Raw genomic sequence first — 24,587 nt, forward strand, 5'->3', positions numbered from 1 at the left:
CGGTTCATCCGCCCTCGGTCCAGGCCGTGCCTGGTCCGGGGTGCAGGGGGCGGACAGCCCCCTGCTGGGGTGCGGGGCAACGCCCCGCGCGCGCGCTCAGGGGCTTCCGCTTGGGGATCGCGATGGGCTGAGCGCCGGAATTTCGCCTCTGCAGGTGGCAAATTCCGCCCCGAGATCGGGATCCGGCGTTCGAGCAGGCTCGAACGATGCACAGGCGCCCTGAAACACGCCTTCGGACAGCTCCAAACCACGCACCGACGCGCCGCCATGAGGTTCTGGGGCTTCGAACGGCGCGCCGCAGGCTCGCCGGCGTCCTCGGGCGCGTCCGAACGTCGCGCCGGGCTTCCTGTGCATCGTTCGGACGTTTTCAAAGTGAGCCCCGACACGTCCTTTGCATCGTTCGTGCATGTCCGAACGAGGTGCCGGTCGACCGCCGCGGAGTTTTTGCAGGCCCGAAAGCTCGAACCTGCTTTCAGGCTGTGATTTGCCAGCATAAAAGAGCCTCCATCGCCGAAATCGCGCATCCTTCACCGATGCAGCTCTGGCTCGCCTTCACCTCCCCCTTCGCTCGCAAGATCCGCATCGCCGCCCATGAGCTCGGGCTCGCGGGTGAGATCGTGCTCGTGGAGACCGATCCGTGGACGGATCCGCGCTTGCGCGCGGTCAACCCCTGGCCAAGGTCCCGACCCTGATCCTCGAAGACGGCGAGATCCTCCACGAATCGTCGGCGATTTGCGATTATCTGGACGAGCGGGCTGCTCGAGGCCCGTGACCTTTTGCTTTCTCGCGCGGCAAAGGTCCAAGACCCCGAACTGCGTCGGAGCTACCTCGAGAATGTCCCCGAGAATGCGCGCATCCTCGCCCTCGCTGCCGCCTGGGAGCAGGCCGCCGCGTGACCTCGGAGAGCGCTCAAAACAAGTCGCGCGTCCAGCCGACGGTGACGAGCGCGCCGAGTCGATCGGTCCCGAGGGTGTGCATGGACGTCTCTTCGGTGGAATCGCCGTGGTCCCAGTCCACTGCCGTGTAATGCGTGGTGACCCTCGAGTGATAGAGATCTCCTTCATAGAGCCCCATCAGCCCGACCTCGACGTGATTCGGACCGCGGCCGAAGACGTAACTCGCGCCGATACGCGCACCCGCGAAGGGGATGGTCCCGTCGGCTCCCGGATCCTGGCTGAAGATGCGTGCCCCCACGTTTTGATAGGCGTGGAGCCCCAATACGGCGCTCGCGGTGAGGCGCAAGCCGAAAGGAGCGCGCCACGCGAGCCCGCCCGTCGCCCCGAAACCAGCGTACTGGCTCATGAACTCGGTGCCTCCCTCACCAAACCCGCCGACCTCGAACATCCCCAGCCGATACTGAACGTGAATACCAGCCATGGCGCCAAGCTCGTAAGCCGAGAACAGGCCCGCGTAGCCGCCCACCCTGACGTCGCTCGGCGGCACCTTGCCCGCCTGCGCGGCGTCCGCACCCACGGAATCCTGCGCGGCCGCGGGCGCGGCGCAGAGAAGGAGAGCAACGCCGAGACCAATGCACGTGTTCGACAATCTCGTTTTCACGGTAAGCTCCTCGCTTGCACCTCGGCCCAGGCAATCCACATGCCCGCTGCGTCCGCGAAGCGTGGGTGGCGAGCAAGGAGGAGGGTGCGAAGCGAGCTACCGCGCGTGATGTCGTGCGCGATACGCTCGGAAGGGCGTGCTGTGGTGGCCGAGGCACGCCTCTGCGACGAGGAGTTCCGAGTACGCGCCGCCAAACGAAGACACGGTGAGGACCGAGAGCGACACGAGGATCACGGACCGTATCCCCGCGGGCACGGTCCGTCGGTTTGCTACGATGCGACCTACTTCTTCGCCTTGCCCGCGGGCGGGAGCACCGTCGCGAGCGCCTTCTTGGCGTCGGCCTCGGTGCCCTTCTCCAGCGCGATCGCGAGGATCACGTCGGCCGGCTCGTCCGCGACGACGCCAATCGCGGCGCCCTTGAAGTCGTCGAGCCCGTGCTCCTTTGCCGCGTCGCCGTCGATGAGCGAGCGCGGCGTGAGGTTCGCGATGCCCGACTTTTCGGGCTTTTTCGTGGGACGCACCAGACGCACGCGCGCCTTCTTGGCGCCGTTCGCGACCTCGAACGTGTGCGCCTCGTACAGGCCCTCGACGAAGTAGCTATTCGTGCCGTCGACCGTCTTCCACGGGCTCGCCTTGAATGCCTCGCGCAGGTCCGGTTGCTCGATCTCGCTCAGGCTCTTGCCAGCGATCTGATACGTCGAGGCCGGCTTGGTGAGCGGCGCGATGACCTCGGCCGCGGGCTTCGGGGCTTCGGCGGCGGCGGGGGCCTTGGCGCTCGGCTCCGCATCGGCCGCCGGGGCCGGCGCGGGCTCCGGGGCAGGCGCCGGGGCGGGCGCGGCCGCCGGTGCATCCGCGGGCGTCTCGGGGGCGGGCGTCGTGCCTCCGCCGCAAGCGACGCCGAGGACGATGGTGGCGAGGAGGAACGAGGAGCTGATGGTCTTGGAGAGGTTCATCGCGGCGGGGCTCTACTACAGAGCGCCCGCGCGGTACAGGATCACCGTGGGGCGCCTCGGCAAGGCCTTTCCCCCGGGATTTCGCGTTTTCCTCCAGGGAACACTTGACGGCGCGTGCCCGTACCCCGATGCCTTCTCGTCGTGGCCCGTCCCGTCAAGGCTGATCCCGAGACCACCAAGAAGCGGATCCTCCAAGCGGCAGGGCGGCTCTTCGCGGACCGTGGCATCGACGGCGCCAGCCTCCGCGACATCGCGGTCGAGGCGGGGCTGAGCCAGAGCCTCGTCAGCCATTACTTCGGCGGGAAAGAGCAGCTCTACCGCGCCGTGGTGCGCGGCATGCTCCGCGAGCTCGGCTCGCTCGGCGAGGCGCTCACCGCGTCGCTCGCCGAGCGCCCGGCCACGCCCGAGGAGCTCGTCCATCGCGCCGTGCGCACGGGCTTCCGCTTCGCGCGCGAGCACCGGGACGCCGTGATGCTGATCCAGCGCTCGTTCATGGAGAAAGGCCACCTCGACGAGGAGACGTTGTCCGGCTCCCTGCTCCCGTTCCTGGAGCGCAGCTCGCTCGTGCTCGCCGCGCTCACCGGCAAACCCGCGCGCGCGCTGCGCATGCCCGTTCAGAGCAGCATCTTCCTCGTCGTTCGTTACAGCCTCGCGCCGCTCCACGAGCTCGCCGCGATCGCCGGCACGATCGCGGCGCCCGAGCACGAGACCCTCGCGGCCGTCGAGGAGCACCTCGTCGAGGCCGTCGCGGCCATCACCGGCATGCGCCGCGCCGCTTCCTCGTCCGCCCTTTGACGGGTTTGGCCCTCGCGATCACTTGGGGGCGTTCATGCAGGGGAACGGCATGTCGGAGCCGACGCCGCCCCAGCGGATCGAGCCGCCTGCCGCGTCACGCGTGATCCCGATGTTGAAGACGCGGCACGCGTTCTCGTCCTTCTCCTTCTTCAACCGCACCACGACGGCGGCATCGAGGGTGTAGTGCGTGAGCACGCCCGTGATCTGGTTCCGGATCGGCTCCCATTGCGCCGAAATCACGCGGGAGCCGAGCACGATTTCATTGTCCCAATCCGGTTTGTCGTCGACGAGCTTCGTGATCTCCGGCGCGAGCTTGTCGTTCTCCGGGTGCGGCGACGGGGCGAGCTGGGCGCCGTACTTCGCGAGATACTCCTGCTTGGCGCCGGGCTTGACCTTCACCTTGAGCGTCCCTTCGGCCACCAGCGGGTCGGTGTCGCGGGAGGCGCCGCAATCCATGCTGACGAGCACGCGCACGGTGTTGTCGCCCTCCTTGAGCTTGGGGACCATGATGGCGTTGAACTCGCGCAGGGCGCGCGTGTCGTTGTCCGCCTTGGTGAACGTCACGGTCGACGCTTTCGTGAACGGCACCTCGAGCTCGCCCGTGAGGCTGGCCATGGTCCGCACCTTGTTGTCGTTGAACTCGATGAGGTCGAAGGAGGAGATCTGCGACGCCGGTTTGCCGGCGTTCTCGCCGTTCACGTCGATCCGCAGGATGTGGCGCTGGCGATTGTCGCACTTCGGCATCAGGTTGTGCGGCGACTCCTTCGACCAGAAGCGCGCGTAGAGCGGATCGCCGAGCGTGTATTCGGTGTAGATGCTGCTGTCGTCGGCGCCGTCCTTGGGGATGGGCTTCGACGAGAACACGACCTGGCCCGCGTATTTCTGGTGGAGCGGGCCCTCCCAGGCGCCGGGATCGACGTAGTCCTTGCTCCCCGGCGCGGCAGGGGCCTCCTTCGCGTCCTCGCTCGCGGCTTCGTTCGCCTTGCTGCCGGAACCCCCGACGAGCTCCCCCAACAAAGAGACGCATCCCGTGAGGCCGAGCGCGCTCACCAGCATGAGAGTCCTGACCACCACCACCTTCACGAATACCTCCGACACCGCATCGCGGCTTCCCAGAATTGGGCGAACGTTCAATTACGCAGCTGGTTCCAGGAAGTCAAGCCCTTGGCGCAGGGCTGCCGCTCGCCCGGTGCCGTGCCGCCAAACGTGTTCCGTGTACAATCGCCCCCCGATGCCCGACGCCCGCCCCCACCTCGGCGACGCCCACAACTTCGGTCGCCGTGTCACCCGCCGTGACGGCCGCATCTCGAAGCCCCGCACGGTCTTCTGGGAGTGGCTCCTTCTCGCGGCGGAAAGCCCGCTCCGGCGCTTCCTGGCCGAGACCGCCGAGCGGGACGGGCTCGGCGCCGGCGCGTTCGGCTTTCTCCCCGATCTGAAGTTCTCCTCCCCGCGCGCCCGCGACGGCGGCGAGGTGGAGGCCGTCACGCTGGAACCGCTGCCCCTACCCTCGCCCGAGCAGAGGCGCGGCCTCGCGCGTATCGTGGGCCGCTCGCTCGCGCTCTGGAGCTTTCTCGGGGTCGCCGACCTGCACTGGGAAAACCTCGTGCTCGGCGTCGATGCGCGCGGAGAGGTGGTGTTCGCGCCGCTCGACATCGAGATGATCCTCGCCGAGCTGTCGCTCCCGACCGAGACGAAGCTCTTGCCGGACGCCGATCCCGAATACGCCGCGGTCTGCCGCCACGCCGCCGGCGTCCGGCGCGTGCTGCCGTATCTCGGCAAGCCCGTCGACCCGGCCGATCTGGTCGCCATGGCGAGCGCCTACCGCAGCATGCTCGGCTTCCTCGATCGCCACGCCCGCAAGATCGCCGACGTGTTCGCGAGCCTCCCCGAGCTCGGGGAGATGCCCATCCGGGTTTGCCTGCGCGGGACCGACGAATACGTCCGCGCGCGCTCGGACGCGTCGTCGTTATGGCCGCCGCTGCTCGACGCGGAGACGGAGCAGCTCGCCCGCGGCGACATTCCCTATTTCTTCCAGCTCTACGGACGGCGGGGCATTCACTGGTTCGGCAACCAGGAGCTCTCCAGGCTCGAGAGGCTCCCGCTCGAAGGTGACGTCCCGCAGCTCGATCCGGTCCTCCAGGTCTCTCGCGGGTTTCGCTCGCCCTCCCGCGCGAAGCTGCGAGAGGACGGGCTCTTCACGCTGCTCGGCGCCTTCGACCACGGTTCGTTCGCTGGCAAGCACGAGGCCGACGGGCTCGCGGTCACCTTCCGGAAACGCGCTCTCGTCGTGCACCTGCCCGACGGCGAGGAGCTCGAATCCCGGCGCAACCTGAGCGCGTTCGTCGGGAGCGTCTATCTGCCCTGTCGTTGCGGCGAGGTGCTCTCGGTGTTCGTCCCGGAGGTCACGATGTGCGAGGCCGCGACGCGCTGAGACGATCCCCTGCCCCCTCGGCGTGGTAACGTGACGCCGTGCTCCCCGCCTGTGACACCTGCCGCCGCCCGACCGTTGCCTGCGTGTGTGATCGGATCGTCTCGTACCCGACGGACCGCCGCGTGCTCATCTTGCAGCACCCGCAGGAGCAGGACGCGCTGCTCGGCTCGGCGCAGATCCTGATCGCGAGCTTGCCGAAGGCCGAGCTCGTCGTGGGCTTGAGCTGGCGCAACCTGGGGCACGCGCTCGGCGAGGAGGACGTCGACCCTCGCAAGTGGGCGGTCCTCTTCCCCGATAGCGAAGCGCAGAGCGACGTCACCACGAGGCGCGGCGCGCCCGTCGACCCGAAGGAGCTCGAGGGGATCATCGTGATCGACGGGACGTGGTCGAAAGCGAAGACGCTGTGGTGGCGCAATCCCTGGTTGAACAAGCTGAACCGCATGAACCTGCGGCCCACGAAGCCCTCGATCTACGGCCGGCTGCGCGCCGAGCCGAGGCGCGAGTACGTCTCGACGCTCGAATCCGTGGCGGCCGCGCTCACGCTTTGCGGGGAGAAGCCGGAGATCGCCGTGGGCCTCGAGCGTGTCTTCCGCACGCTGGTGCAGCGCGTCCGTGACGCGAACTTCCCGCCGGAAGAACGAAAGCTGCCGCGGCGGACACGTCCCCCGCGAAGGCCCGAGGCTCCGGGGCCGACGGGGCCAAAAGCGCCGAAGGAGTGAAGGGCGAGCCCGCCTCGGCAGGTCTGGATACCCCCGCCCTTCGACCCTACGTCGTGCGCATGAAAGAAGCGCCGAACGTTTCGCCCGCCGTCGATCTCGCCCTCGCGTTCGTGAAGACGGTCGAGGCCGGCGGGGACATCCTGGGGCTCGTGACCGACGACGTCGAGGAGGAGGAGCTGCCGAACCGGGTGTTCGCCGCGGGCGCGCGGCGGGACCTACCGGCGATGCGGGCGGGGGTCGAGCGGGGCAAGACGATCTTCGCCGAGCAGCGCTACCGGGTGTTTCGCGCGTTCGGCGACGCGACGCAGGCCGTGCTGGAGCTCGAGTGGACGGGCGTCCTCGCGATGCAGCTCGGCTCGCTCGCGAAGGGCGCGACGATGCGCGCGGCATGCGCGTTTTTCTTCGATACGCGTGATGGAAAGATCGCCCGCATCCGCCATTACGACGCGTTCGAACCGTTCTGACGTACGCACGGGCCCGTGGGCTCAGGAAAGGCGCTCCTCGACGATCATCCGCACGCCGTGCCTCGGCCCCGCATTGGCGGCGCGCACGGCGCCGTGATCGGGCTTCAGCGACGCGAGCCGCCATTTGTGACGCCCGAGCAGCGTCCCGAGCACGAGCTTCATCTCGTAGCTCGCCATGGCCGCGCCCAGGCAGCGCCGCGCGCCGCCGCCGTACGGCAGGAATTCGAATGGCGAGTACTGGCGGTCGAGGAATCGCTCGGGCGAGAACCGCTGCGGCTCCGGATAGACGTCCTCGCGGAAATGGGCGACCGAGATCGCCGCGACCACGCCCGTGCCGGCCGGCAGGCTGTAGCCCATCACATCGAGGGGCCGGAGCAGCTTGCGGGGCGCCGGCGCGGGCGCGAGCGGATAGCGGCGGAGCGTCTCGTTGCACACGGCCTCGAGGTACGGGAGTTTTCCGAGGTTTTCCGGTTCGGGATCGGGCCCGAGGGAGCCGAGCTCGTCGCGGAGGCGCCCGAGCACGGCGGCGTTTTCGGGCCGATGCAATGCGTAGAGGGCCCACGCGACGGCGATCGCCGTCGTCTCGTGCCCGGCGAAGACGAGGAGGATGAGCTGATCGCGGATCTCGTCGTCATCCATCGGCTGCCCGTCCTCGGTGCGCGCCGCGAGCAAGAGGCTCAGGATGTCCTCGCGGGGCCCCGTGGCCCGACCCTTCGCGATGAGCTCGTCGAGCGCGGCGTGGAGGCGGCGGCGTCGCTCCATGAAGCGCGCGTAGGGGCCGATGCCCCCGAATTCGCGGCGCAGCGCGGGGAAGAGGGCGAGGAGCGGCGAGATGCCATTCGTGATTTCGAGCAAGAGCTTGGCCAGCGCCTGCATGCCGGCGCGCTCGGTGACGCCGAAGACGACCTGCAGAATGACGTCGAGCGAGAGCTCCTGCATGACGTCGGACATCGTGACGGTTTGTCCGATCTGGAAGCCCGCCGCGCGCTCCTCGGTGAGCCGCACCATCTGTTCGCCATAGGCGCGCATGCGGGCTCCGTGGAACGGGGGCATCATGAGCTTGCGCGCTCGCTTGTGGCTTTGCCCGCTCGCGAGGATGAGCGAGCGGGGGCCGACGAAGACGCCGAGGTCCTGGTTGAGGGGCTCGAACGTGTCCGGATCGGCCGTATAGATGGCCTTGATGCCCGCAGGATCGCCGGTCATCACGAGCGGGGGATCACCCGGGAAGGTGAACGTACCGCCGTATTTCTGCGTGATCGGCTCCATGCAGCCGATGGGATCCCGCATGTATCGAACGAGGCTCGTGAGGCTGGTGCGCGGCCCAGGCGGTAGGTCCCCCATCACGTGATGATGCCAAGGTCGGAGTGGCACCTCAACGCAAAACGTACCCGCGGGGCCGCGAGGCTGGTAAACTACCGGCCTTCATGGTCGTCCGCGATTACCAGTGGGTCACGAGCTCCCTTGCGGTCGGCAGCGCCGTTGCCAAGTAAGAGCAGGTCGCGGCGCTCGGCCATGGTGGATCCGGCATTGAAGCGCCGACACCGTACGTCGAGCGAGGCCGACCGACGCATCGAGCCACGCAGCAGCCTGTGGAACACCCTCTGAAAATCGAGCTACCCTTCGGCACCATGCTCGCCTGCGTCGACGTCGCCTACGCTCCCGACGACACCTTCGCCGTCGCCGCCGGCCTGCTCTTCCACCGCTGGGACGACGCGGCCGCCGCGCGCGAGCTCACCGCACGTATCGACGAGGTCGCGCCCTACGAGCCCGGCGCCTTCTACCGGCGCGAGCTTCCCCCGCTCCTCGGCTTGTTGCGAGAGGTCGACCCGCTGCCCGAGGTTGTCGTCGTGGACGGCTACGTGTGGCTCTCGGCGGACGGGCGGCCGGGGCTCGGGGCGCGGCTCTTCGAGGCGCTCGGCAGGCGCGTCGTGGTCGTCGGCGTGGCGAAGACCGCGTTCCACGGCGACGCGCCGGCCGTCGCGGTGAAGCGGGGCAAGAGTGAAAAACCACTCCACGTCACGGCCGCGGGCGCGACGCCGGACGAGGCGGCGGCGTGGATCCGGTCGATGCACGGCCCGCACCGGCTCCCCACCCTGCTCGCGCGCGTCGACAGGCTCTGCCGGGACGCCTTGAACCCATGAAAAAAGACGATCGCCGCATCCGTCTCGTGTTGCGCCTCCTCACGGCCGCCCTGATCGTCGCCCTCTTCTTTCTCGAAGGAAACATGCTCATCGGCCCCATCACGCGGGTTTTCCCCCGCGAATGCGCGGCCGTGACGCCATCGCCGCCGCAAGTGGACACCACGCTTTTGCCCGCGCACGTGGTCGGCCAGGAAAACCTCTGCAATCGCGTGTCCAACGGCCATTGCGAGCGCGTCGTCGACGACGACCGGGTGACCGGCATGTGCAAGAACGGCGGCATGATCGGGGACTGGACGGTGAAGGACGCGGCGACCGGGGCCCTGCGCTGGTCGGGGCAATACGAGGGCGGCTGGGCGAACGGCGAATTTCGCGTCTGCAAGGACCCCGCGCATTGCGACAGCTTCCGCATCAAGGACCTGCACCTCGACGGCCCAGCGGTCACATGGGAGCGCGACGGCGACCGATGGATCGAGCTCTCCGGCCGGTACGAGCGCGGCCGGGGCGTCGGGCGATGGGTGCGCCGCGTCGACGGCAAGGGAGCCGTCCGCTCGGCGCTGGTCTACGACGAGCAGGGCCTCGACGCGAAAGAGTTTTTCTATTGCACGAACGGCAACCTGAAAGAGCGTCGCGGACAACGCACGATCCTCTTCGACGCCGCGGGAAATGTGGTCCGGGACGCGCGGCCAGACGGAGAAACGACCCTCTGTCCCCTGCCCTGAGCTGCGCGTTCCTCCAGGAGCGCCTCGCCGGGGCGCCGCCCCGGACCCCGCGGGGGCTATCCGCCCCTCGACCCGGACCAGGGCAAGCCCTGGACCTCAGGGGGAAGAACTGCGCGATGCGCAGTTCTTCCCACAGGCCGGTGGGACCGCCCCGCCCGTCGAGACGTCAGCGCTGCTGTCTTGGTTGGCGAGGTCGCTACCGGTCTCGACCGGGCCTGTGCGATGAACTGCGCATCGCGCAGTTCATCGTCCTGGGTCCAGCCCCTGGCTGGTCCGGGTGCAGGGGCGGACAGCCCCTGCTGGGGCCTGGGGCAACGCCCCAGCGCAGCGGCGTCAACATGAGACCACGACTCAGCCGTTCTGATACAAGGGGCACGATGCGCCCGCGCGCCGCTCACCACGCTCCGCTCCGCTGCCTCGACCTCGTGGTTTCCCTTGCGCTCCTCTCCGCCTGCGCCGGCCCCGAGGCTGGCAAACCCCCGGAGCCCGCGTCCTCGTCCGGCGGCGCTACGCCGACCGGGCCCTTGCGCCACGCGTACGGCCCCGAGCCCTCTCAATTCGGGGAGCTGCGCGTCCCGCAAGGCGAAGGCCCGCACCCCGTGATGGTGATCCTCCACGGCGGCTGCTGGGCCGATGGGTATCGCGAGGACCTCATGGACGGCATCAGCGAATCCCTCACCAAGGCAGGGGTCGCCACCTGGAACGTCGAATACCGCCGCCTCGGCAGCGGTGGGTATCCGAGCACGCTCACCGACGTCGGCCTCGCCGTGGACACCCTTCGCGAGCTCGCCCCGACGCACCACCTCGACACGACGAAGGTCTTCACGGTCGGCCATTCCGCCGGCGCGCAGCTCGCCGTCTGGGTCGCGGCCCGCGCACGGCTCGCCGCCGGAAATCCCCTCCGCGGCTCGAATCCCCTCCCCGTCGCCGGCGCCGTCTCCCTCGCTGGCGTCCTCGATCTCGCCGAATCCATTGACCTCGGCGTCTGCGGCGGCGCGGCGGCGAAGCTCCTCGGGGGCAGCCCGACCGAGGTCCCTGCGCGGTACGCCGAGGCGTCTCCGCGTGCTCTCTTGCCGATCGGCGTACGACAGATCCTCGTCCACGGGACCGACGACGCCATCGTCCCCCTCGTGATGAGCTCCCATTACCTCGACGCCGCGAAGGCGGCCGGCGAGAAGGACATCACGCTGAAGGTGCTCGAGGGCGCCGATCATTTCGACATGATCGAGCCTTCGTCGCCGAAATGGGCAGAGGTCTCGCAGGCGATCGTCGGGATCGGGGCGCTCCCCTGATGGTCGCCGCAGGGTTTTTCCGTCACGCTCGTCTCTTCTCCTCGATCTCCGCGCAATGCTGACACAATCCGCCATCTTCCTCGTCGCGGCCGTCGTGGCCGTCTCCGTCTTCCGGCGCATCGGCCTCGGCACCGTGCTCGGTTACCTCGCCGCCGGCGCGCTGATCGGCCCGTCGGGCCTCCGGCTCATCCAGGACGTCGACCAGATCCTCCACACCGCCGAGCTCGGGGTCGTCTTCCTCCTGTTCCTCATCGGACTCGAGCTCCAGCCGAGCCGCCTCTGGAGCATGCGGGGCACCGTCTTCGGCCTCGGCGGCGCCCAGGTCGCGCTCACGACCGCGGCGATCACGCTCCTCGGCCTCGCCCTCGGCGCGCCCTTCCCCGCGGCCGTCGTCGCCGGCGTGGGCGTCTCCATGTCCTCGACGGCCATCGCCACCCAGATCCTCGGCGAGAAAAACGAGCTCGGCACGCCGCACGGCCGCACCGGGTTCGGCATCCTGCTCTTCCAGGACGTCGCGGCCATCCCCGTCCTCGCGCTCGTCCCTCTGCTCGGCGCGGCGCCCTCGGCCTCGACGGGCAGTCCGCTCACGCACGGCCTCGTCATCGTGGCCGTCATCGCGGGGCTCGTCATCTCCGGCCGCTACCTCCTGCGCCCGGCCTTCCGCTTCATCGCCGAGGCCCAGAGCCACGAGCTCTCCACTGCCACCGCGCTCCTCGTCGTCCTCGGCACCGCGCTCATCATGGCGAGCGTCGGCCTCTCGATGGCGCTCGGCGCGTTCATCGCCGGCGTGCTCCTCGCCGACTCGGAGTACCGGCACGAGCTCGAAGCCGACATCGAGCCGTTCAAGGGCCTGCTCCTCGGCCTGTTCTTCATGGCCGTCGGCATGTCCGCGAACCTGCGCCTGATCAAAGACCGCCCGCTCCTCGTGATCGGCCTCGTCATTGCGCTCGTCCTGGTGAAGATGGTCGTCCTTTCCACGCTCGGCGTCGCGGCGAAGCTCAGCCGGCGATCGGCGACGAGCCTCGGCGTGGCCATCTCGCAGGGCGGCGAGTTCGCGTTCGTCATCTTCGGCGTGGCCCGCGGCGCCAAGGTCATGCAGCCCGAGACCGTGGAGCTGCTCATCGTGGTCGTCACCCTCTCCATGGCCATGACGCCGCTCCTCTTCCTCGCCCGCGACGGCATCACGAAGCGCCTCGCCGCCGCGGATCGCCGCTCCTTCGACAAGATTTACGACGAGGGCAGCAGCGTCATCATCGCGGGGTTCGGCCGCTTCGGGCAGATCGTCGGCCGTATCCTGCGCCTCAAGCACATCCCGTTCACCGCGCTCGACGCGAGCCCCACGCACGTCGATTTCGTCCGCCGGTACGGAAACGAAATCTATTACGGCGACGCCTCCCGCGTGGATCTCCTCCGCGCGGCGGGCGCGGAGCGGGCGCGGCTCATCGTGCTCGCGATCGACGACATGGACGCCTCGATGCGCACGCTCCACGTCGTGCAGTCGCATTTCCCGCACCTGAGGATCGTCGCGCGCGCCCGCAATCGGCAGCACGCGTACGCGCTGCTCGGCGCGGGCGTCACGAACATCATCCGGGAGACCTTCGCCGGGAGCCTCGAGGCGGCCATGATCACGCTCGAGGAGCTCGGCCTGCCCTCGGACGACGCGCGCGAGACCGTGCGCATGTTCGCCGAATACGACGAGGCGCAGATCCGCAAGGTGTACGTCCACCGCCACGACGAGAAGGCGCTCGTCGAGTCGGCGAAGCAGTATGGCGCGGAGCTCGAACGAATCTTCGAAGAGGACGCAGCGCACCGGAACTAGACGTCGGGTAAATCCAGGTTTGTCTGCCCCACGCGCACCACCACCGAGCCGACTGCCGGTCGTCAATCCGCTGCGGAGCAACGCTCCGCCCACGCGTCGTCCGCGAACGTGCCGAGGTGCTCGATGAAGAGGACCACCTCCGCAGCCTCGCTCGGCCCGAAGCGCAGCACGTAAATCTCGTCCTCCGCGAGATCCACGACGACTGCCGCCTCCAACGCTTCGCATGCAGCCTCCGGCTCGATCTGCGTGACGGTCAACGGGAGAGCTGCCTCGCCACGCGTGACGCTCACCGCGACCTTGGGGGACATCAAGAGCGCGTGCTCGCCGTCACGCGCCGGGCGATACGAAACCACGCCGCCATGGCGATCGCCTTCCGGCTGGAGCACCACGCGAAAAGCCGTGTGAATCTCGTCGACGTCAGGCAGCGCCGCGTCGGCGACCTCCCCCGCCACCACCTCCTGCAGGTCGCCGAACATGACGTGGTTGCACGCGTGCTCGAGGATCGGATCCCCCAGCCGGGGGACACAGGCATCTTCAGCGCGCCTGCCGTCCACGACCTCCACCCGGCTGCCGCACCCGCCGAGCAGGAGGGCGGCCGAGAGCAGTGCAGCCGGGCGCCGGCCCCGGGAGCGAGCGACATGCCGCCGGATGCGGAGCAGGAGCGCCGCGATCCCGACGAGCAGCCAGGTCGGCGCGTCTGCGGAGGACATCTCCCCCACGCGACAACCACACCCCGCGTCCACCCGAGTGGCCTGCGCGGCGTCCACGCACTGCGCCTCCGCGACATCGCAGATCTGATCGCCCGGGCAATGGTCGTCGTTCGTGCAGCCGCCGCCCTCGGGCTGGCACACGCCGGGGTTGGCTGGATCCGGCGAGGAGCAGACCAGCCCGACCGGGCAGCCATTCCGGCCTGGCTGGTCGACGCAGCCGTTCACGCACCGGCGCTGCCCAGGATCGCAGATGCGGCCGCTCGCCGCGTCGCCGCAGTCCTCGTCGCGCGCGCAGCCGCAGAGGTGGGCGCCCTGCGCCGAGATGCAGCGCGGCGTGTCCGCGAACTCGCTGCAGAGCCCGGCCTCGTCCCCGTCCGGAACGCCATCACAATCCTCGTCGAGGCCGTCGCACGTCTCCGTGGAGGGAGACCCCGCCGAGGCCGAGCAGAGGGCGGGCGCGCCGCTCGGCCCGCAGGCGAGCTTCCCGCTCGTCTTGCAGAGGCCCACGCCGGTCGAGCACGGCAAACCGACGTCATCGGGTACGCCATTGCAATTGCTGTCGACCCCGTCGCAGAGCTCGAGCGCGCCGGGGTGGACCGCGGGATCCATGTCGTCGCAATCGCCGTCGTTGCTCACGTATCCGGGCGGGGGGACGCACATGGTGACGACCGTATCGCTCGGATCCCCATGACCGTCGCCGTCGAGGTCGCGCCCGTTGAAGGTGACGAAGTCCTGCACGTTTTCGATGACGAGTGGCCCCCGGTCCACCGGCGCCGGCCCGAGCACGAGCCGATAACGCACGTCCTCGAAATGGTACACCTGCGCTCGCTGGAGCGGACCGCAGGGTTCGATGTCCTGCGCGAGAAGCGGCGTGAGCTCGTTGCCTTGGGGATCGAGGACGCGGATGGGGACGGACGGCTCCGAGAAGATGGCCCAGGCGCCGGCGCGGTCTTTCGAGGCCACGCGGTACGTGATCGTGTTCTCGCCGAGCGGCGCTGGCAAGATCACCTCGAAGAGCGTGTGCACGGGGTCGACGTCCGGCGTCTCGGCCGTCGCGGTGGTCCCGGCCGTGGCCTGCACGGTCGCGTAGGGGCCGAACTCGGCATGGAAGCACGAGTGGCCCACCAGGGCAGGGCCGAGCTCCTGGCAATCGGGAGGCAGCTCCGCGCGGGAGACCTGGGGCGCGAGGAGCGCGCACGAAAGGAGGGTTGCGCCGAGAGCATGGCGCGCACGCCGGCGTGGCGCCTTCGCAGAGAGACATTGGGCAGGAGCGTTCATGGAAGTTGCCTCATCGATGAGGAGAGCGGGGCCCGCGTGGCCTCACGGCACGACCAGGTCCCGCTCGAAAATCAGCTCGAAGGTCGAGGTATCCGAGGTCTCGAAGCGCAGCAGGTATTCGCGCCCTTCGGTCAGCACGGCCGTGCGCGCGTGCCGGATGAGCTCGCATACCGGGGGGGTCTCCAGGGACGCGACGGCAATGCTCTCGCCCGACGTGGCGTCCGTGACCTGGGCGGACACGTCGGCGCTCAGGAAGAGCGTGTACGTGAACATGTCGGTGGAGCCCGCGAGCGGGATGTTCTGGGAGACGTGGCCCGCGTGGACGGCGCCCATGTCCACCGCGGGCAACTGGAGCGTATAGCGCTTGTGTGTCGTCCCGACGGCCGGCGCGTTGTCGGGGGTCGGGGTGGCGACCACGTAGGCGAACGGATCCTCGAACGTGTGCCCACACGCGTGCTCGAGCAGGCCGTCTTGCGCGGCCGTGGTGAATCCGAGCTGCCCGTTCGCGAGGCCCGGCTGCGCGTCGTCGAGGGGCACGCCCGCGGTGCTCGAGAGCGCGCGCAGGTCGATCGTGTACGACGACTCGTATTCGAGGGGAAGCGACCCGCCGTCCATCGGATCGGGCGGCCCTATCTCCAGCAAGAGCGTGCGCGCGTCGGCGGACCATTGCGCGGGTATCGAGCGGACCGCTCCTGCCGGACCGGCGAGGGGCACGGCCCCGGCGCTCGTATCCATCGCCTCGTTGAACGTCACTTGCACGCGCTTGCGCCGCAGCGTCGCCGCACCCTCGCGGTAGAGCTCGAAGGGATAGACGTTCGTCGCTCCCTGGGGCGGCACCGAGGCCACCACCGTGGGATCGTCCCCCGGGGAGGCATCGGGCGCTTCGCCGCCGCCGTCCTGGCCGCCCGAGCCGGGCCGCGACGAAGGGGGCCCGCAGCCGAGGGCCATGCAGGGCGCAGAGATCGCGAGCAGCCATCGCATCCACGCCATCCGTTTCGCTCTCCCGCGGATCATCGGCGCCTCCTGTCAAAACACGGGCACGTCCGGCTGCGACGCCGGCGTCTCGTCAGACCCGACGTCGTCGAGGGAGCCCAGCCCGAGCGCCCCGGCGCCGCCGCTGCCCCAGCAGCGAATCGCGCCGGAATCGAGGCGCACGCAGATGTGCGAATACCCTGCGGACATCTCGACCACGGGGGACGCGCCGCCCACGGCAACTTCAGCGGGCGGGATCTCCCCCGGCATGTCGCCGACGAACGTGGTGATGCCGGCCCCGCACTGGCCCGCGCTGTTGAGTCCCCAGCAGCGCACCGCGCCCTCCGAAAAGAGGACACACGTGAACCGGTCCCCCGCCTCGACCGAGACGGGCGTGCCCGCGCCGAGCGCGACGTCCGGCGGCGGCATCTGCCCGGGGGCACCCCCGATGCTCTCGATCATCGGGTCGCCGAGCTGAAAGTGCGTGTTGTCGCCCCAGCACCGGACCACGCCCGTCGTCAGGATCGCGCAGGTGTGCTCTCCGCCTCCGGCCCCGCGCGCGACGAGCCCGCCCACGGGTACGTCCGGCGGCGGCATCTCGCCTGGCTCGTCGCCGACGCTGTTGGTCGAGCCATACCCGAGCTGCCCGTGCTCGTTGTTGCCCCAGCAGCGCAGCGCGCCCGACGTCATGCGGGCGCAGGTGTGCGTATATCCCGTGAAGAGATACGCCGCAGGGCCGTCGAGCGGCACCTCGGGCGGCGGCATCTCGCCCGGCTCGTCTCCGATCGGGAGCGTGTGTCCCTGGCCGAGCTGGCCGTAATCATTGCCGCCCCAGCAGCGCACGGCGCCCGACGCGAGGAGCGCGCAGGTGTGCAGGCCGCCCGCGACGAGCTGCGTGACGGGCCCCCCCAGCTCGACGTCGGCCGGCGGCAGCTCGCCGGGCTCGTCTCCCACGGACGCGACGTCGCCACGACCGAGCTGGCCGTACTCGTTGTAGCCCCAGCAGCGGACCTTCCCGTCGAGGAGCCGCGCGCACGTGTGCGCGCCTCCCGTGACCACCTCGATCACGGGCCCGCCGGGATCGACGTCTGCGGGCGGCATCTCGCCCGGCTCGTCGCCGAGGGTGCTCGCGGTCCCGTATCCGAGCTGGCCGTATTCGTTGTATCCCCAGCAACGTGGCGCCCCCGCCGCGCTGACGGCGCAGCTATGCCCGTCGCCGGCCGCGATCCGCGCGGGCGACGGAGGCTCGAGCGGGATCGCGCCGCCCCCTGCGCCGCCGGAGCCGCCGGAGCCGCCGGAGCCGCCGGAGCCGCCGGAGCCGCCGGAGCCGCCCACCCCGCCGTCCGGCCCTCCAGCGACGCCGCCGTCGCGGGGATCCATATCCACTGGGCCGTTCCCGTCCTTGCCGACGCAGGCCCACGACGCGATCGAGCTCATGGCGCCGAGCGCCAGGGCATACCACCGTGCCGAACGCATATCGCTTCCTCCGGAGGATCGTGTGGCGGAGAGGGGAAGCCCGCCGCGCGCACGGGGCGCGCGGCGGGCTTCGCGGTTCATTGCTCGCTGAGATCCTCGAAGAGGCCGAGCATGGTGCTCGCCGAGCTCTCGAACTCGACGGTGTACGTCACCCCGTTCGTGAAGTTGTAGGTGACGACCTTCGAGAGCGCCACGTTCTCCGTCTCGTAGTCCGGCAGGTCCTCGTCCTCCGACGCGGGGCAATTGGTGCTGTTCAGCGTCGTCGACCAGGCGGCCGTGACGGTCGTGGTGCCCTGCTTGACGACGATGGTCGTGGAGGGATCCACGTAGATCCCGTGCTCCTCGGTCGCGCCGGCCGTGAAGCTGACCTTACCCTTGTAATTCGAGCCCGAGGCCGGCAGCGTGATGTTGTACGCCACGTGCTCGGAGACCGACGGCGGCGTGCCGCTGCTGACGGCGGTCACATTGGTGTAGGCGCCGCCGGACGGATTCTGCGCATGCTCGCAGGCGTGCTCGATATCGTTCGCGTCGGCGATGCGGAGCACGGCCTCGGCCGCTGCGCCCTCGTCCTCCGCGGGTGAGAGGGTGCAGCCGGTCAGCGCAAAAGACACGACGGCGCCTGCCCAAAGATAGCTGTTCTTCATGGCTTCTCCTTGCTTGGTGGAGACCACGCGCGCTGCGCGAAGCGCCGCGGCGAAATCCCCTGTAACGGATGTCGAAGAGCCTCCGCCGGGAGCCTCGTTCGCGCCCCTGGAGACCGACATCCGCGGGCGGAGTGGATAGACTAGATGCAACTTTGTTGCAAGAGAAATTGTGTTTCGAAAGATACGGCATGCCGCTGTCCTCGCGCACGCCCTGCATCCGCGGCATCGGAGGCGGAGGGGATGCGGAGGTGGGAGGAGGTGCGGGATGCGGAGGTGGGGGGCGCTCGATCGATGCGCTACGAGGCTCGAGGTTCGTACAGACGAACGGATCGCTGCCTGCGCCGGTGGTCTGGGTTCAGCAGGAAGAGCCGCCGATCGGCCAAGGCCGTAATTTCGATGGAAACGAGCTGAACGCGCTCTAGACTGCGCCCCGCATGCTACGCACCGTCAACGCCGTCCGGTACGTCACCCCGCTGCGCGAGGGAGGGTCCGTGCCCGCGCTCGTCGAGGCCGACGACGACGGGCTTTACGTCGTCAAGCTTCGCGGCGCGGCCCAGGGCTCGAAGGCGCTCATCGCCGAGCTCGTCGCGGGCGAGCTCGCGCGCGCCGCGGGGCTCTCCATCCCCGAGCTCGTGTTCATCACGCTCGACGCCGAGCTCGGCCGCTCCGAGCCGCACCGCGAGATCAGCGACCTGCTCGACGCGAGCGTGGGCCTGAACCTCGCCCTCGATTACCTGCCCGGCAGCGTCACCTTCGACCCCGTCGCGGGCCCGACGCCGGATCCCGCCTATGCCTCCCGCGTCGTGCTCTTCGACTCGTTCGTCACGAACGTCGACCGCACTCCGAAAAACCCGAACCTCTTGACCTGGCACCGCGCGATCTGGCTCATCGACCACGGCGCGTCCCTGTATTTCCACCACGGCTGGGGCCCCGCGGATCCGCTCACCGAGAGCCGGGATCCGTTCACGTTCGTACGAAAGCACGTCCTCTTGCCGTGGGCGACGGCGCTCGCCGAGGCCGCGGCGCACCTCCGGGCCGCTTGGTCCGAGGCGTTCGTCACCCGGGTCGCGCAGGCGATCCCCGACGAATTTCTCACGGACGACATGGGATTCGCGTCCCCCGACGCCCACCGCGCGGCGTATGGCGCGTGGCTCTCCGCGCGGCTCGCCGCGCTCCCCTCGATCCTCTCGGAGGCCGAACGTGCGCGCGAAGAGCTCGTTTGAGTACGCCATCGTGCGTGTCGTCCCCCGCGTCGAGCGGGGCGAATGCATCAATGCGGGTGTAATTATTCATTGTGCCGCGCACGATTACCTCGGCGCGCGGATCGAGCTCGACGAGGCGCGGCTCCTCGCGGTCGCGCCGGACGTGGATCTCGAATCCGTGTGCCGCCACCTCGCGGCGATTCCGCGCGTCTGCGAGGGCGGGCCCGACGCCGGGCCGATCGGGCTCCTCTCGCGGAAAGAGCGTTTTTCGTGGCTCGTCGCCACGCGCAGCACGATGATCCAGACGTCGGAGGTGCACGTGGGTCTGTGCGACGCGCCGGATCGGGTGCTCGATCGATTGCTCGATAAGCTCGTCCGTGTGCCGCGCCCGCGCTGACGGGGTGGTCATTCGAGTTTCCAGCACGGGTTCGTCCCCAGAAATTGCGTTTCTTTGTCTTCCAAATGCCTATACTCGCTGGAGGAGGCAGGAATGGGACAAACGAACTTGCTCTTCGCGGGGCTTGGCCTCGTCGTGGCCTTCGCGACGGGGTGCGCGCCCGACATCGCGGATCTATGCGAGCGGCAGGAGGCGTGTTACGGCGGCAACGAGGCCGACATCGACGCCTGCATCGCGACGTACGAGGGGCAACGCGACACCGCGTATGGCATCGGATGCGGCGACGAGTTCGACACGTTCGTCGCTTGCACGGATCCCTTGCTGGAGTGTTCGAGCCAGCCCACGGGGGGGATGTGCATGTCGAACGCCGACTGCAACGGCGGGAGCGTTTGCAGCAATGGCCAATGCACGGGGAAGATCTTCGGCGTCCGCGCGAACGACGCGACCACGTGCGAAGCCGAGCAGAATGCGTATTCACGCTGCAACTGAAGGAGGTAGGAGCATGATTCGAACGATCCTCGTGAATGCCGTCCTCCTTTTGGGGCTCGCTTCCGCTTCGGCGGGGTGCTCCCGGGCGCAGGTCATCTGCGACCTCATCTGCGAGTGTGAACACTGCAACGATCAGCGCGAGATCGAGACGTGCGAGCAGCACGCGACGCGGGAGGCCGTGGCGGACGCCTACGATTGCGGCGACGCCTGGGCGACCTACACGACGTGCGTCGAGGAGCAGGGCACGTGCGACGAGAAGAATGCCCGCTACTCGACGATGAGCGGCAACAACGACGTGTGCGGCGACGAGGAGAACGCCCTCAACTCGTGCATCGACGCGGCCTCGGCGCACGACGGCGTTCGGTGAGGGCCTAGCGCTCGCCGTCGTCCTCGCCGGCCATCCCGAACGCCCGCATCTTTCGCTTCAGCGTGTTCCTGTCGATCCCGAGGGCCCGCGCGGCGCGGCTCAAGTTGCCACCCTCCGCCGTGAGCGCGGCCGCGAGCGCTGCACGCTCCGCAGCCTCGACCACGTCCCGGAGCGGCCGCACCTCGCTTCCGCTTCCGCCGCCGCTGCCGCTTCCGCTCCCGCCGCCGCTTCCGCTTCCGCCTCCGCTCCGGATGTCCGGGGCCAGATCCGACACGTTCACCACGTCGTCGCAGAACACGGCCCACCGCATCACCTCGGCCCGGAGCTCGCGCACGTTGCCCGGAAAGGCGTGGCTCGCGAGCGCCCGCATCGCTTCGCGCGTCACCCGCAGGCGCCGCCCTCCCTTCTTCGCCCGGATCTCCGCGAGGAACGATTCTACGAGCAGCTCCACGTCTCCCGGCCTCGCGCGGAGCGGCGGCACCGACAGCGTCGCCCCGCGCAGCCGATAGTAGAGATCCTCCCGGAACGCGCCCGCCTTCACCATCGCCCCGAGATCCCGGTGCGTCGCGGCCACGATCCGCACGTCGACGTCTACCCGCCCCTCGCCGCCCACGCGCCGGAGCGTCCCCTCCTGCAGCACGCGCAAAAGCGCCGCTTGCACCCGCGGCTGCATCTCGCCGATCTCGTCGAGGAACAGCGTCCCGCCGTGCGCTTGCTCGAACACGCCCCGGCGCCTCTTCCCCGCGCCCGTGAACGCGCCCGCCTCGTGCCCGAAGAGCTCGCTCGACAGCACACCCTCCGCGAACACCGAACAGTTCTCCGCCACGAACGGCCCGTCCTTCCGCGGCGAAAGCGCGTGAATCTCCCGCGCGCAGAGCTCCTTGCCCGTGCCCGTCTCCCCGAGCACGAGCACCGGCGCGTCGCTCGCGCCGACGCGCTCGAGCTTCGCCCTGAGCTCGACCATCGGCGCGCTCTCGCCGAGCAGCGACGAGTTTCCCCTCTGCGCTGCCGCCCGCAGACGAGCGATCTCGTCGCGCATCGCGCGGATCTCGGGAAACCCCTCGATGTCGAGCCGCACTTCCCGCACCGCCTTCGGATGCGGCACGGGTACGAACGCGGGCGGGATCACCTGCAGCATCCGCGCGGGCAAGAGGCCCGCTTGCACCAGGATCACCCAGAGCGTCTGCGCTTGCGGCGTGCCCGCCGAGAGCAGGACGTCGAGCGCCACGTTCGCGGCCAAAAGCTCCGACTTCGCCCGCTCGACGAGGGGGCCGAGCAGGCGAAAGAGTCGCCCGTAATCCGTCGGATCGTCGGTGTCGATCACGCAGAGCTCGACCTTGTGCACGCGCGCCTCGATCGAGCGGCAGAGTGAGCGAGCGGGCGTCTCCCCCTGCGGGATCGAGAGCACCCACGCGACGTCGTAACGGCTCTCGTTCTGGTCGAGCAGCCTGAGCACCGGCCCCCGATCACTCGCGGGCCGCGCCGCCTGATGCGAGGGCGGCGGGCCCGTCACCCCCGCATCCGACCACGTGATGAGCGCTCGCTTCACCTGGTGCATCGTACACCACCCATGATGCGTCGTGCACCATCCTTCTGATGCATCATGCACCACTTTCACGAGGCCACCCTCGAATTTCTCGCGAAATATGGCTGGCACGCTTTCCGCACTACGGGGCCGCGAACGCAATCAACACACCGTTCGAGTTACCTGCCATGGGCACTTCTTCCGTTCCCCAACCTTCCCTTCCCCCGCACGCTCGTATCTTCGCCCGCCCCGATGTCTGGATGGAGGGCGAGGCCATCACGCAGTTCGTCCGCGTCGCCGAGCTCCCCGGCTGCGTGCGCGCCGCGGGCATGCCCGATCTTCACTCCGGACGCGGGCCCATCGGCGCCGCGTTCGCCTTCGAGGAGCGCGTGCTGCCGTACCTCGTCGGCGGCGACGCCGGGTGCGGCGTGCTCCTCTTCGCCACGACCGCCTCGCCGCGCGCCGTGGACAAACTCGAGCGCCGCGTCCGCGCCGCGATGGACGAGGATCCGCTCGCAGACTGCGACCCCATCGAGGTCTTCGACGCCTGCTGGCAAAAGGGCGCGAAGGGCCTCGCCGAGGTCGCGAACGTGCCGGACGACATCGCCGCGATGGCCGAACGCGAGCGCGCGCTCGATCTCGGCCCGAGCGGTGATCCCGCGGCCTACCGCGATCCCTCGCACGGCCGCGCGCTCGGCAGCATCGGCAGCGGCAACCACTTCGCGGAGATCACGCGCGTCACCGAGGTGCGCGACGAGGCCGCGGCGGACGCGATGGGCCTCGAAAAAGGCGGCCTCGTCGCGCTCGTGCATACGGGCTCGCGTGGGCTCGGCGCCCAGATCGGGCGGCGCTACGGCGACGCCACGCTCACGGGCGCGGCGATCGACGTCTACCTCGCGGATCTCGCGGGCGCCGTGCGGTTCGCACAGGCAAACCGCTTCCTCGTCGCTTGCCGGCTGCTCCGCGCGCTCTCGGCGTTGCGAAGGGACAAGGTCCGCGGCGCGATCGACATCGTGCACAACACGATCCGGCGCGAGGACATCGCGGGCAGAGCCGTGTGGATCCACCGCAAGGGCGCCGCGCCCGCGAGCCGCGGCGAGGCCACGGTCGTGCTCGGCAGCCGCGGCGCGCCCTCCTGGGTGCTCCTCGGCAGCGGGCACGAAGGCGCGCTCGCGTCGGTCGCGCACGGCGCGGGCCGCCGCATGACCCGCACCGAGGCGCGGGCCAAGCTCGCCACGCGGTACAAGCGCGCCGAGCTCGGCCGCACGGCGCACGGCGGCCGCATCGTGTGCGACGACGCGGATCTGCTCTACGAGGAGCACCCGGACGCCTACAAGCCGATCGAGCCGGTCGTCGCGAGCCTGGTCGACGAGGGCCTCGCGGCTCCGATCGCCTCGCTCGTGCCGCTCGTCACGGTGAAGCAATGAAGAAGCTCGTCGTGCAGGTGACGGCGGGCTACGGGCCCGTGGAGGTGCGCAGGTTCGTCGCGCTCCTTTCGGCGCGGCTCGCGGAGGCGTGTGATGCGCGGGGCCTCGTCGTCGAGGAGACGGTGATCCACGGCGATGAGGACGCGCCTCTGTCGATGGAGCTCGTTGTTGCCGGCGATCCTGCGCGCCTCGCGGACGAGGCGGGCACGCACGCGCTCGTCGCGCGCAGCCCCGATCGCGGAAAAGCCGCCCGCAAGCGCTGGTACGCGTCCGTCGTGCTGCACGAGGACGAGGGCGTCGGCGCGGACGACGGGGCAACGATCGACCCGCGCGACGTCGAGGTCACGACGATGCGCGCGAGCGGCCCCGGCGGGCAGAACGTCAACAAGACGGAGACGGCGGTGCGCGCGCGGCACGTGCCGACGGGGATCGTCGTGCGGGTCGCGGACGAGCGATCGCAGCGGGCGAACCTGCGGCGCGCGCTCGCGCGGATCGCGGCGCTCCTCCGGAAGCGGGCCGCGCACGAGGCGGCCGCGAAGGAGGCCGCGCGCTGGACCTCGCATGCGCGGCTCGAACGAGGCGCGCCCGTGCGCACCTACGCGCTCTCGACGCAGGGCGCGCTCGTGGAGACTTGATCTTTCAGAGGTGAACGAATGCGAAAGGACATGTTCGAGATCATCATCGAGCGGCCGCGGTACGACTGGGGCCGCGGGCGTGGCGCGGGCAAGGGCCGCTACGCGACGCGCATGAAGGCCGATCTCGAGGCCTCACCGCTCAAGGAGGGCATAAAATACCGTGGTCGGACGCGGGATCTGAACGAGAACCTCGCCCCGCTCCGCCGCTTCCTCGAGCGCCGCGTGGGCCGCCCGTGGGACGCGGTCTGGTCGGAGATCCGCGCCTCCCTCTCGCCCAAGAGCGCCGTGCAGAAGCACGTCTTCGACCACGTCCTCCAGTACGTCGAACGAAACCCGATCCTCATCGACGGCATCCCGCACGCGCCCGCGGGCAATGGCCCGCGGCGTGACGATTTCCTTCCGCTCCCGGGCTACGGGCGCTGGAAATCCTTTTATGTTTGTCCGCGGACCGGCCTGCTCTGCGATGCCAGTCAGGCCCACCGCCGCCGTAAAAAGCGCGCTCCGCGGGCATGACGTCGTTGTCAGGGAGACGCCGCGCGCCGCGCTCCCCCGCCCCGCGCGTTTCTTCGAACGAC

At 69.6% G+C, this 24,587-nt stretch carries 25 protein-coding genes and 1 pseudogene; 17 read left to right on the plus strand and 9 right to left on the minus strand.

Features of this window, described 5'->3' with window-relative positions; genetic code table 11:
* Nucleotides 1–533: 533 nt before the first annotated feature.
* Nucleotides 534–694 (plus strand): annotated as a pseudogene (locus QHF83_RS43470) (glutathione S-transferase N-terminal domain-containing protein); the annotation flags it as partial.
* Nucleotides 692–772 (plus strand): glutathione S-transferase N-terminal domain-containing protein, encoded by an 81-nt coding sequence (locus QHF83_RS53610; protein WP_348980519.1) that lies wholly within the window; start codon nt 692–694, stop codon nt 770–772. The pseudogene QHF83_RS43470 and the gene QHF83_RS53610, both read left to right, overlap by 3 nt.
* A gap of 137 nt (nt 773–909) precedes the next feature.
* Here the strand turns inward: QHF83_RS53610 and QHF83_RS43475 are convergent, their stop codons facing one another.
* Together QHF83_RS43475 and QHF83_RS43480 are read right to left on the minus strand one after the other, a co-directional pair.
* Entirely contained in the window at nt 910–1,557 is a 648-nt protein-coding gene (locus QHF83_RS43475) for a hypothetical protein (protein ID WP_282423995.1), read from the minus strand.
* Between the two features lie 281 nt (nt 1,558–1,838).
* On the minus strand, nt 1,839–2,510 hold the full coding sequence (locus tag QHF83_RS43480; RefSeq protein ID WP_282423996.1) for a hypothetical protein: 672 nt from the start codon (nt 2,508–2,510) through the stop codon (nt 1,839–1,841).
* 141 nt (nt 2,511–2,651) lie between these two features.
* Between QHF83_RS43480 and QHF83_RS43485 the strand changes: the two genes are divergently transcribed.
* Nucleotides 2,652–3,305, plus strand: coding sequence for a TetR family transcriptional regulator (locus tag QHF83_RS43485; RefSeq protein WP_282423997.1), 654 nt, complete (start codon nt 2,652–2,654; stop codon nt 3,303–3,305).
* Nucleotides 3,306–3,323: 18 nt separating this feature from the next.
* Here QHF83_RS43485 and QHF83_RS43490 read toward each other — a convergent pair whose 3' ends face one another.
* Nucleotides 3,324–4,403, minus strand: a complete 1,080-nt coding sequence (locus tag QHF83_RS43490) for a hypothetical protein (RefSeq protein WP_282423998.1) — start codon at nt 4,401–4,403, stop codon at nt 3,324–3,326.
* Nucleotides 4,404–4,536: 133 nt separating this feature from the next.
* On the opposite strand from QHF83_RS43490, the gene QHF83_RS43495 reads away from it, so the two are divergent.
* Genes QHF83_RS43495 through QHF83_RS43505 form a run of 3 tightly spaced genes read left to right on the plus strand, consistent with a single transcriptional unit; the run spans nt 4,537 to nt 6,919 of the window.
* Entirely contained in the window at nt 4,537–5,736 is a 1,200-nt protein-coding gene (locus tag QHF83_RS43495) for a hypothetical protein (protein WP_282423999.1), read from the plus strand.
* A 38-nt stretch (nt 5,737–5,774) separates the two neighbouring features.
* Nucleotides 5,775–6,455: a tRNA-uridine aminocarboxypropyltransferase gene (locus tag QHF83_RS43500; protein ID WP_282424000.1), complete on the plus strand. Its 681-nt coding sequence runs from the start codon at nt 5,775–5,777 to the stop codon at nt 6,453–6,455.
* Between the two features lie 59 nt (nt 6,456–6,514).
* Entirely contained in the window at nt 6,515–6,919 is a 405-nt protein-coding gene (locus QHF83_RS43505; RefSeq protein ID WP_282424001.1) for a nuclear transport factor 2 family protein, read from the plus strand.
* Nucleotides 6,920–6,940: 21 nt separating this feature from the next.
* Here the strand turns inward: QHF83_RS43505 and QHF83_RS43510 are convergent, their stop codons facing one another.
* Entirely contained in the window at nt 6,941–8,206 is a 1,266-nt protein-coding gene (locus QHF83_RS43510) for a cytochrome P450 (protein WP_282424002.1), read from the minus strand.
* 341 nt (nt 8,207–8,547) lie between these two features.
* On the opposite strand from QHF83_RS43510, the gene QHF83_RS43515 reads away from it, so the two are divergent.
* From QHF83_RS43515 to QHF83_RS43530, 4 genes are all read left to right on the plus strand, one after another.
* On the plus strand, nt 8,548–9,060 hold the full coding sequence (locus QHF83_RS43515) for an endonuclease V (RefSeq protein ID WP_282424003.1): 513 nt from the start codon (nt 8,548–8,550) through the stop codon (nt 9,058–9,060).
* A complete protein-coding gene (locus QHF83_RS43520) occupies nt 9,057–9,779 on the plus strand; it encodes a hypothetical protein (protein WP_282424004.1) in 723 nt (240 codons plus the stop codon). Before QHF83_RS43515 ends, QHF83_RS43520 begins: the two co-directional genes overlap by 4 nt.
* A 377-nt stretch (nt 9,780–10,156) precedes the next feature.
* The gene (locus QHF83_RS43525) at nt 10,157–11,071 is read left to right on the plus strand and encodes an alpha/beta hydrolase (protein ID WP_282424005.1); all 915 of its coding nucleotides are present in this window, start codon (nt 10,157–10,159) and stop codon (nt 11,069–11,071) included.
* Between the two features lie 55 nt (nt 11,072–11,126).
* Nucleotides 11,127–12,890, plus strand: a complete 1,764-nt coding sequence (locus tag QHF83_RS43530; RefSeq protein WP_282424006.1) for a monovalent cation:proton antiporter-2 (CPA2) family protein — start codon at nt 11,127–11,129, stop codon at nt 12,888–12,890.
* Between the two features lie 62 nt (nt 12,891–12,952).
* Here QHF83_RS43530 and QHF83_RS43535 read toward each other — a convergent pair whose 3' ends face one another.
* The 4 genes from QHF83_RS43535 to QHF83_RS43550 form a co-directional block, all read right to left on the minus strand.
* Nucleotides 12,953–14,878, minus strand: coding sequence for a putative metal-binding motif-containing protein (locus QHF83_RS43535; RefSeq protein ID WP_282424007.1), 1,926 nt, complete (start codon nt 14,876–14,878; stop codon nt 12,953–12,955).
* Between the two features lie 42 nt (nt 14,879–14,920).
* Nucleotides 14,921–15,892, minus strand: a complete 972-nt coding sequence (locus tag QHF83_RS43540; protein WP_282424008.1) for an Ig-like domain-containing protein — start codon at nt 15,890–15,892, stop codon at nt 14,921–14,923.
* A 12-nt stretch (nt 15,893–15,904) separates the two neighbouring features.
* Complete coding sequence (locus QHF83_RS43545) at nt 15,905–17,326, minus strand: RCC1 domain-containing protein (protein WP_282424009.1); 1,422 nt, start codon at nt 17,324–17,326, stop codon at nt 15,905–15,907.
* 77 nt (nt 17,327–17,403) lie between these two features.
* On the minus strand, nt 17,404–17,970 hold the full coding sequence (locus QHF83_RS43550; RefSeq protein ID WP_282424010.1) for a hypothetical protein: 567 nt from the start codon (nt 17,968–17,970) through the stop codon (nt 17,404–17,406).
* A 434-nt stretch (nt 17,971–18,404) separates the two neighbouring features.
* On the opposite strand from QHF83_RS43550, the gene QHF83_RS43555 reads away from it, so the two are divergent.
* The 4 genes from QHF83_RS43555 to QHF83_RS43570 all read left to right on the plus strand — a co-directional run bounded on the left by QHF83_RS43555 (nt 18,405) and on the right by QHF83_RS43570 (nt 20,425).
* Complete coding sequence (locus tag QHF83_RS43555) at nt 18,405–19,193, plus strand: HipA family kinase (RefSeq protein WP_282424011.1); 789 nt, start codon at nt 18,405–18,407, stop codon at nt 19,191–19,193.
* The gene (locus tag QHF83_RS43560; RefSeq protein ID WP_348980517.1) at nt 19,171–19,569 is read left to right on the plus strand and encodes a DUF3037 domain-containing protein; all 399 of its coding nucleotides are present in this window, start codon (nt 19,171–19,173) and stop codon (nt 19,567–19,569) included. Before QHF83_RS43555 ends, QHF83_RS43560 begins: the two co-directional genes overlap by 23 nt.
* 93 nt (nt 19,570–19,662) lie before the next feature.
* Complete coding sequence (locus tag QHF83_RS43565) at nt 19,663–20,058, plus strand: hypothetical protein (protein ID WP_282424013.1); 396 nt, start codon at nt 19,663–19,665, stop codon at nt 20,056–20,058.
* Nucleotides 20,059–20,071: 13 nt separating this feature from the next.
* Nucleotides 20,072–20,425 (plus strand): hypothetical protein, encoded by a 354-nt coding sequence (locus QHF83_RS43570; RefSeq protein ID WP_282424014.1) that lies wholly within the window; start codon nt 20,072–20,074, stop codon nt 20,423–20,425.
* 4 nt (nt 20,426–20,429) lie between these two features.
* Here the strand turns inward: QHF83_RS43570 and QHF83_RS43575 are convergent, their stop codons facing one another.
* On the minus strand, nt 20,430–21,974 hold the full coding sequence (locus tag QHF83_RS43575) for a sigma-54 dependent transcriptional regulator (RefSeq protein WP_282424015.1): 1,545 nt from the start codon (nt 21,972–21,974) through the stop codon (nt 20,430–20,432).
* 164 nt (nt 21,975–22,138) lie between these two features.
* On the opposite strand from QHF83_RS43575, the gene QHF83_RS43580 reads away from it, so the two are divergent.
* From QHF83_RS43580 to QHF83_RS43590, 3 genes are read left to right on the plus strand one after another with little or no spacing between them, the layout of a single operon-like run.
* Nucleotides 22,139–23,377 carry an RtcB family protein gene (locus tag QHF83_RS43580; RefSeq protein WP_282424016.1) on the plus strand — a complete coding sequence of 413 codons (1,239 nt, stop codon included), beginning with the start codon at nt 22,139–22,141 and terminating at the stop codon, nt 23,375–23,377.
* Nucleotides 23,374–24,012: a peptide chain release factor-like protein gene (locus QHF83_RS53615; protein ID WP_348980518.1), complete on the plus strand. Its 639-nt coding sequence runs from the start codon at nt 23,374–23,376 to the stop codon at nt 24,010–24,012. The genes QHF83_RS43580 and QHF83_RS53615 overlap by 4 nt, the downstream gene beginning before the upstream one ends.
* Before the next feature lie 18 nt (nt 24,013–24,030).
* Entirely contained in the window at nt 24,031–24,525 is a 495-nt protein-coding gene (locus QHF83_RS43590; protein ID WP_282424017.1) for a hypothetical protein, read from the plus strand.
* Nucleotides 24,526–24,587: the final 62 nt, after the last annotated feature.

Source organism: Polyangium sp. 15x6 (assembly GCF_029960785.1).
In the GTDB taxonomy this organism is placed as follows: domain Bacteria; phylum Myxococcota_A; class Polyangia; order Polyangiales; family Polyangiaceae; genus Polyangium.

Excerpts from the sequence above, each read along its gene's own strand:
- QHF83_RS43480 (WP_282423996.1), bottom strand. The coding sequence starts at position 2,510 with ATGAACCTCTCCAAGACCATCAGCTCCTCGTTCCTCCTCGCCACCATC.
- QHF83_RS43495 (WP_282423999.1), top strand. The coding sequence starts at position 4,537 with ATGCCCGACGCCCGCCCCCACCTCGGCGACGCCCACAACTTCGGTCGC.
- QHF83_RS43505 (WP_282424001.1), top strand. The coding sequence starts at position 6,515 with ATGAAAGAAGCGCCGAACGTTTCGCCCGCCGTCGATCTCGCCCTCGCG.
- QHF83_RS43510 (WP_282424002.1), bottom strand. The coding sequence starts at position 8,206 with ATGCGGGATCCCATCGGCTGCATGGAGCCGATCACGCAGAAATACGGC.
- QHF83_RS43515 (WP_282424003.1), top strand. The coding sequence starts at position 8,548 with ATGCTCGCCTGCGTCGACGTCGCCTACGCTCCCGACGACACCTTCGCC.
- QHF83_RS43520 (WP_282424004.1), top strand. The coding sequence starts at position 9,057 with ATGAAAAAAGACGATCGCCGCATCCGTCTCGTGTTGCGCCTCCTCACG.
- QHF83_RS43525 (WP_282424005.1), top strand. The coding sequence starts at position 10,157 with ATGCGCCCGCGCGCCGCTCACCACGCTCCGCTCCGCTGCCTCGACCTC.
- QHF83_RS43530 (WP_282424006.1), top strand. The coding sequence starts at position 11,127 with ATGCTGACACAATCCGCCATCTTCCTCGTCGCGGCCGTCGTGGCCGTC.
- QHF83_RS43535 (WP_282424007.1), bottom strand. The coding sequence starts at position 14,878 with ATGAACGCTCCTGCCCAATGTCTCTCTGCGAAGGCGCCACGCCGGCGT.
- QHF83_RS43540 (WP_282424008.1), bottom strand. The coding sequence starts at position 15,892 with ATGATCCGCGGGAGAGCGAAACGGATGGCGTGGATGCGATGGCTGCTC.
- QHF83_RS43545 (WP_282424009.1), bottom strand. The coding sequence starts at position 17,326 with ATGCGTTCGGCACGGTGGTATGCCCTGGCGCTCGGCGCCATGAGCTCG.
- QHF83_RS43550 (WP_282424010.1), bottom strand. The coding sequence starts at position 17,970 with ATGAAGAACAGCTATCTTTGGGCAGGCGCCGTCGTGTCTTTTGCGCTG.
- QHF83_RS43555 (WP_282424011.1), top strand. The coding sequence starts at position 18,405 with ATGCTACGCACCGTCAACGCCGTCCGGTACGTCACCCCGCTGCGCGAG.
- QHF83_RS43565 (WP_282424013.1), top strand. The coding sequence starts at position 19,663 with ATGGGACAAACGAACTTGCTCTTCGCGGGGCTTGGCCTCGTCGTGGCC.
- QHF83_RS43570 (WP_282424014.1), top strand. The coding sequence starts at position 20,072 with ATGATTCGAACGATCCTCGTGAATGCCGTCCTCCTTTTGGGGCTCGCT.
- QHF83_RS43580 (WP_282424016.1), top strand. The coding sequence starts at position 22,139 with ATGGGCACTTCTTCCGTTCCCCAACCTTCCCTTCCCCCGCACGCTCGT.
- QHF83_RS53615 (WP_348980518.1), top strand. The coding sequence starts at position 23,374 with ATGAAGAAGCTCGTCGTGCAGGTGACGGCGGGCTACGGGCCCGTGGAG.
- QHF83_RS43590 (WP_282424017.1), top strand. The coding sequence starts at position 24,031 with ATGCGAAAGGACATGTTCGAGATCATCATCGAGCGGCCGCGGTACGAC.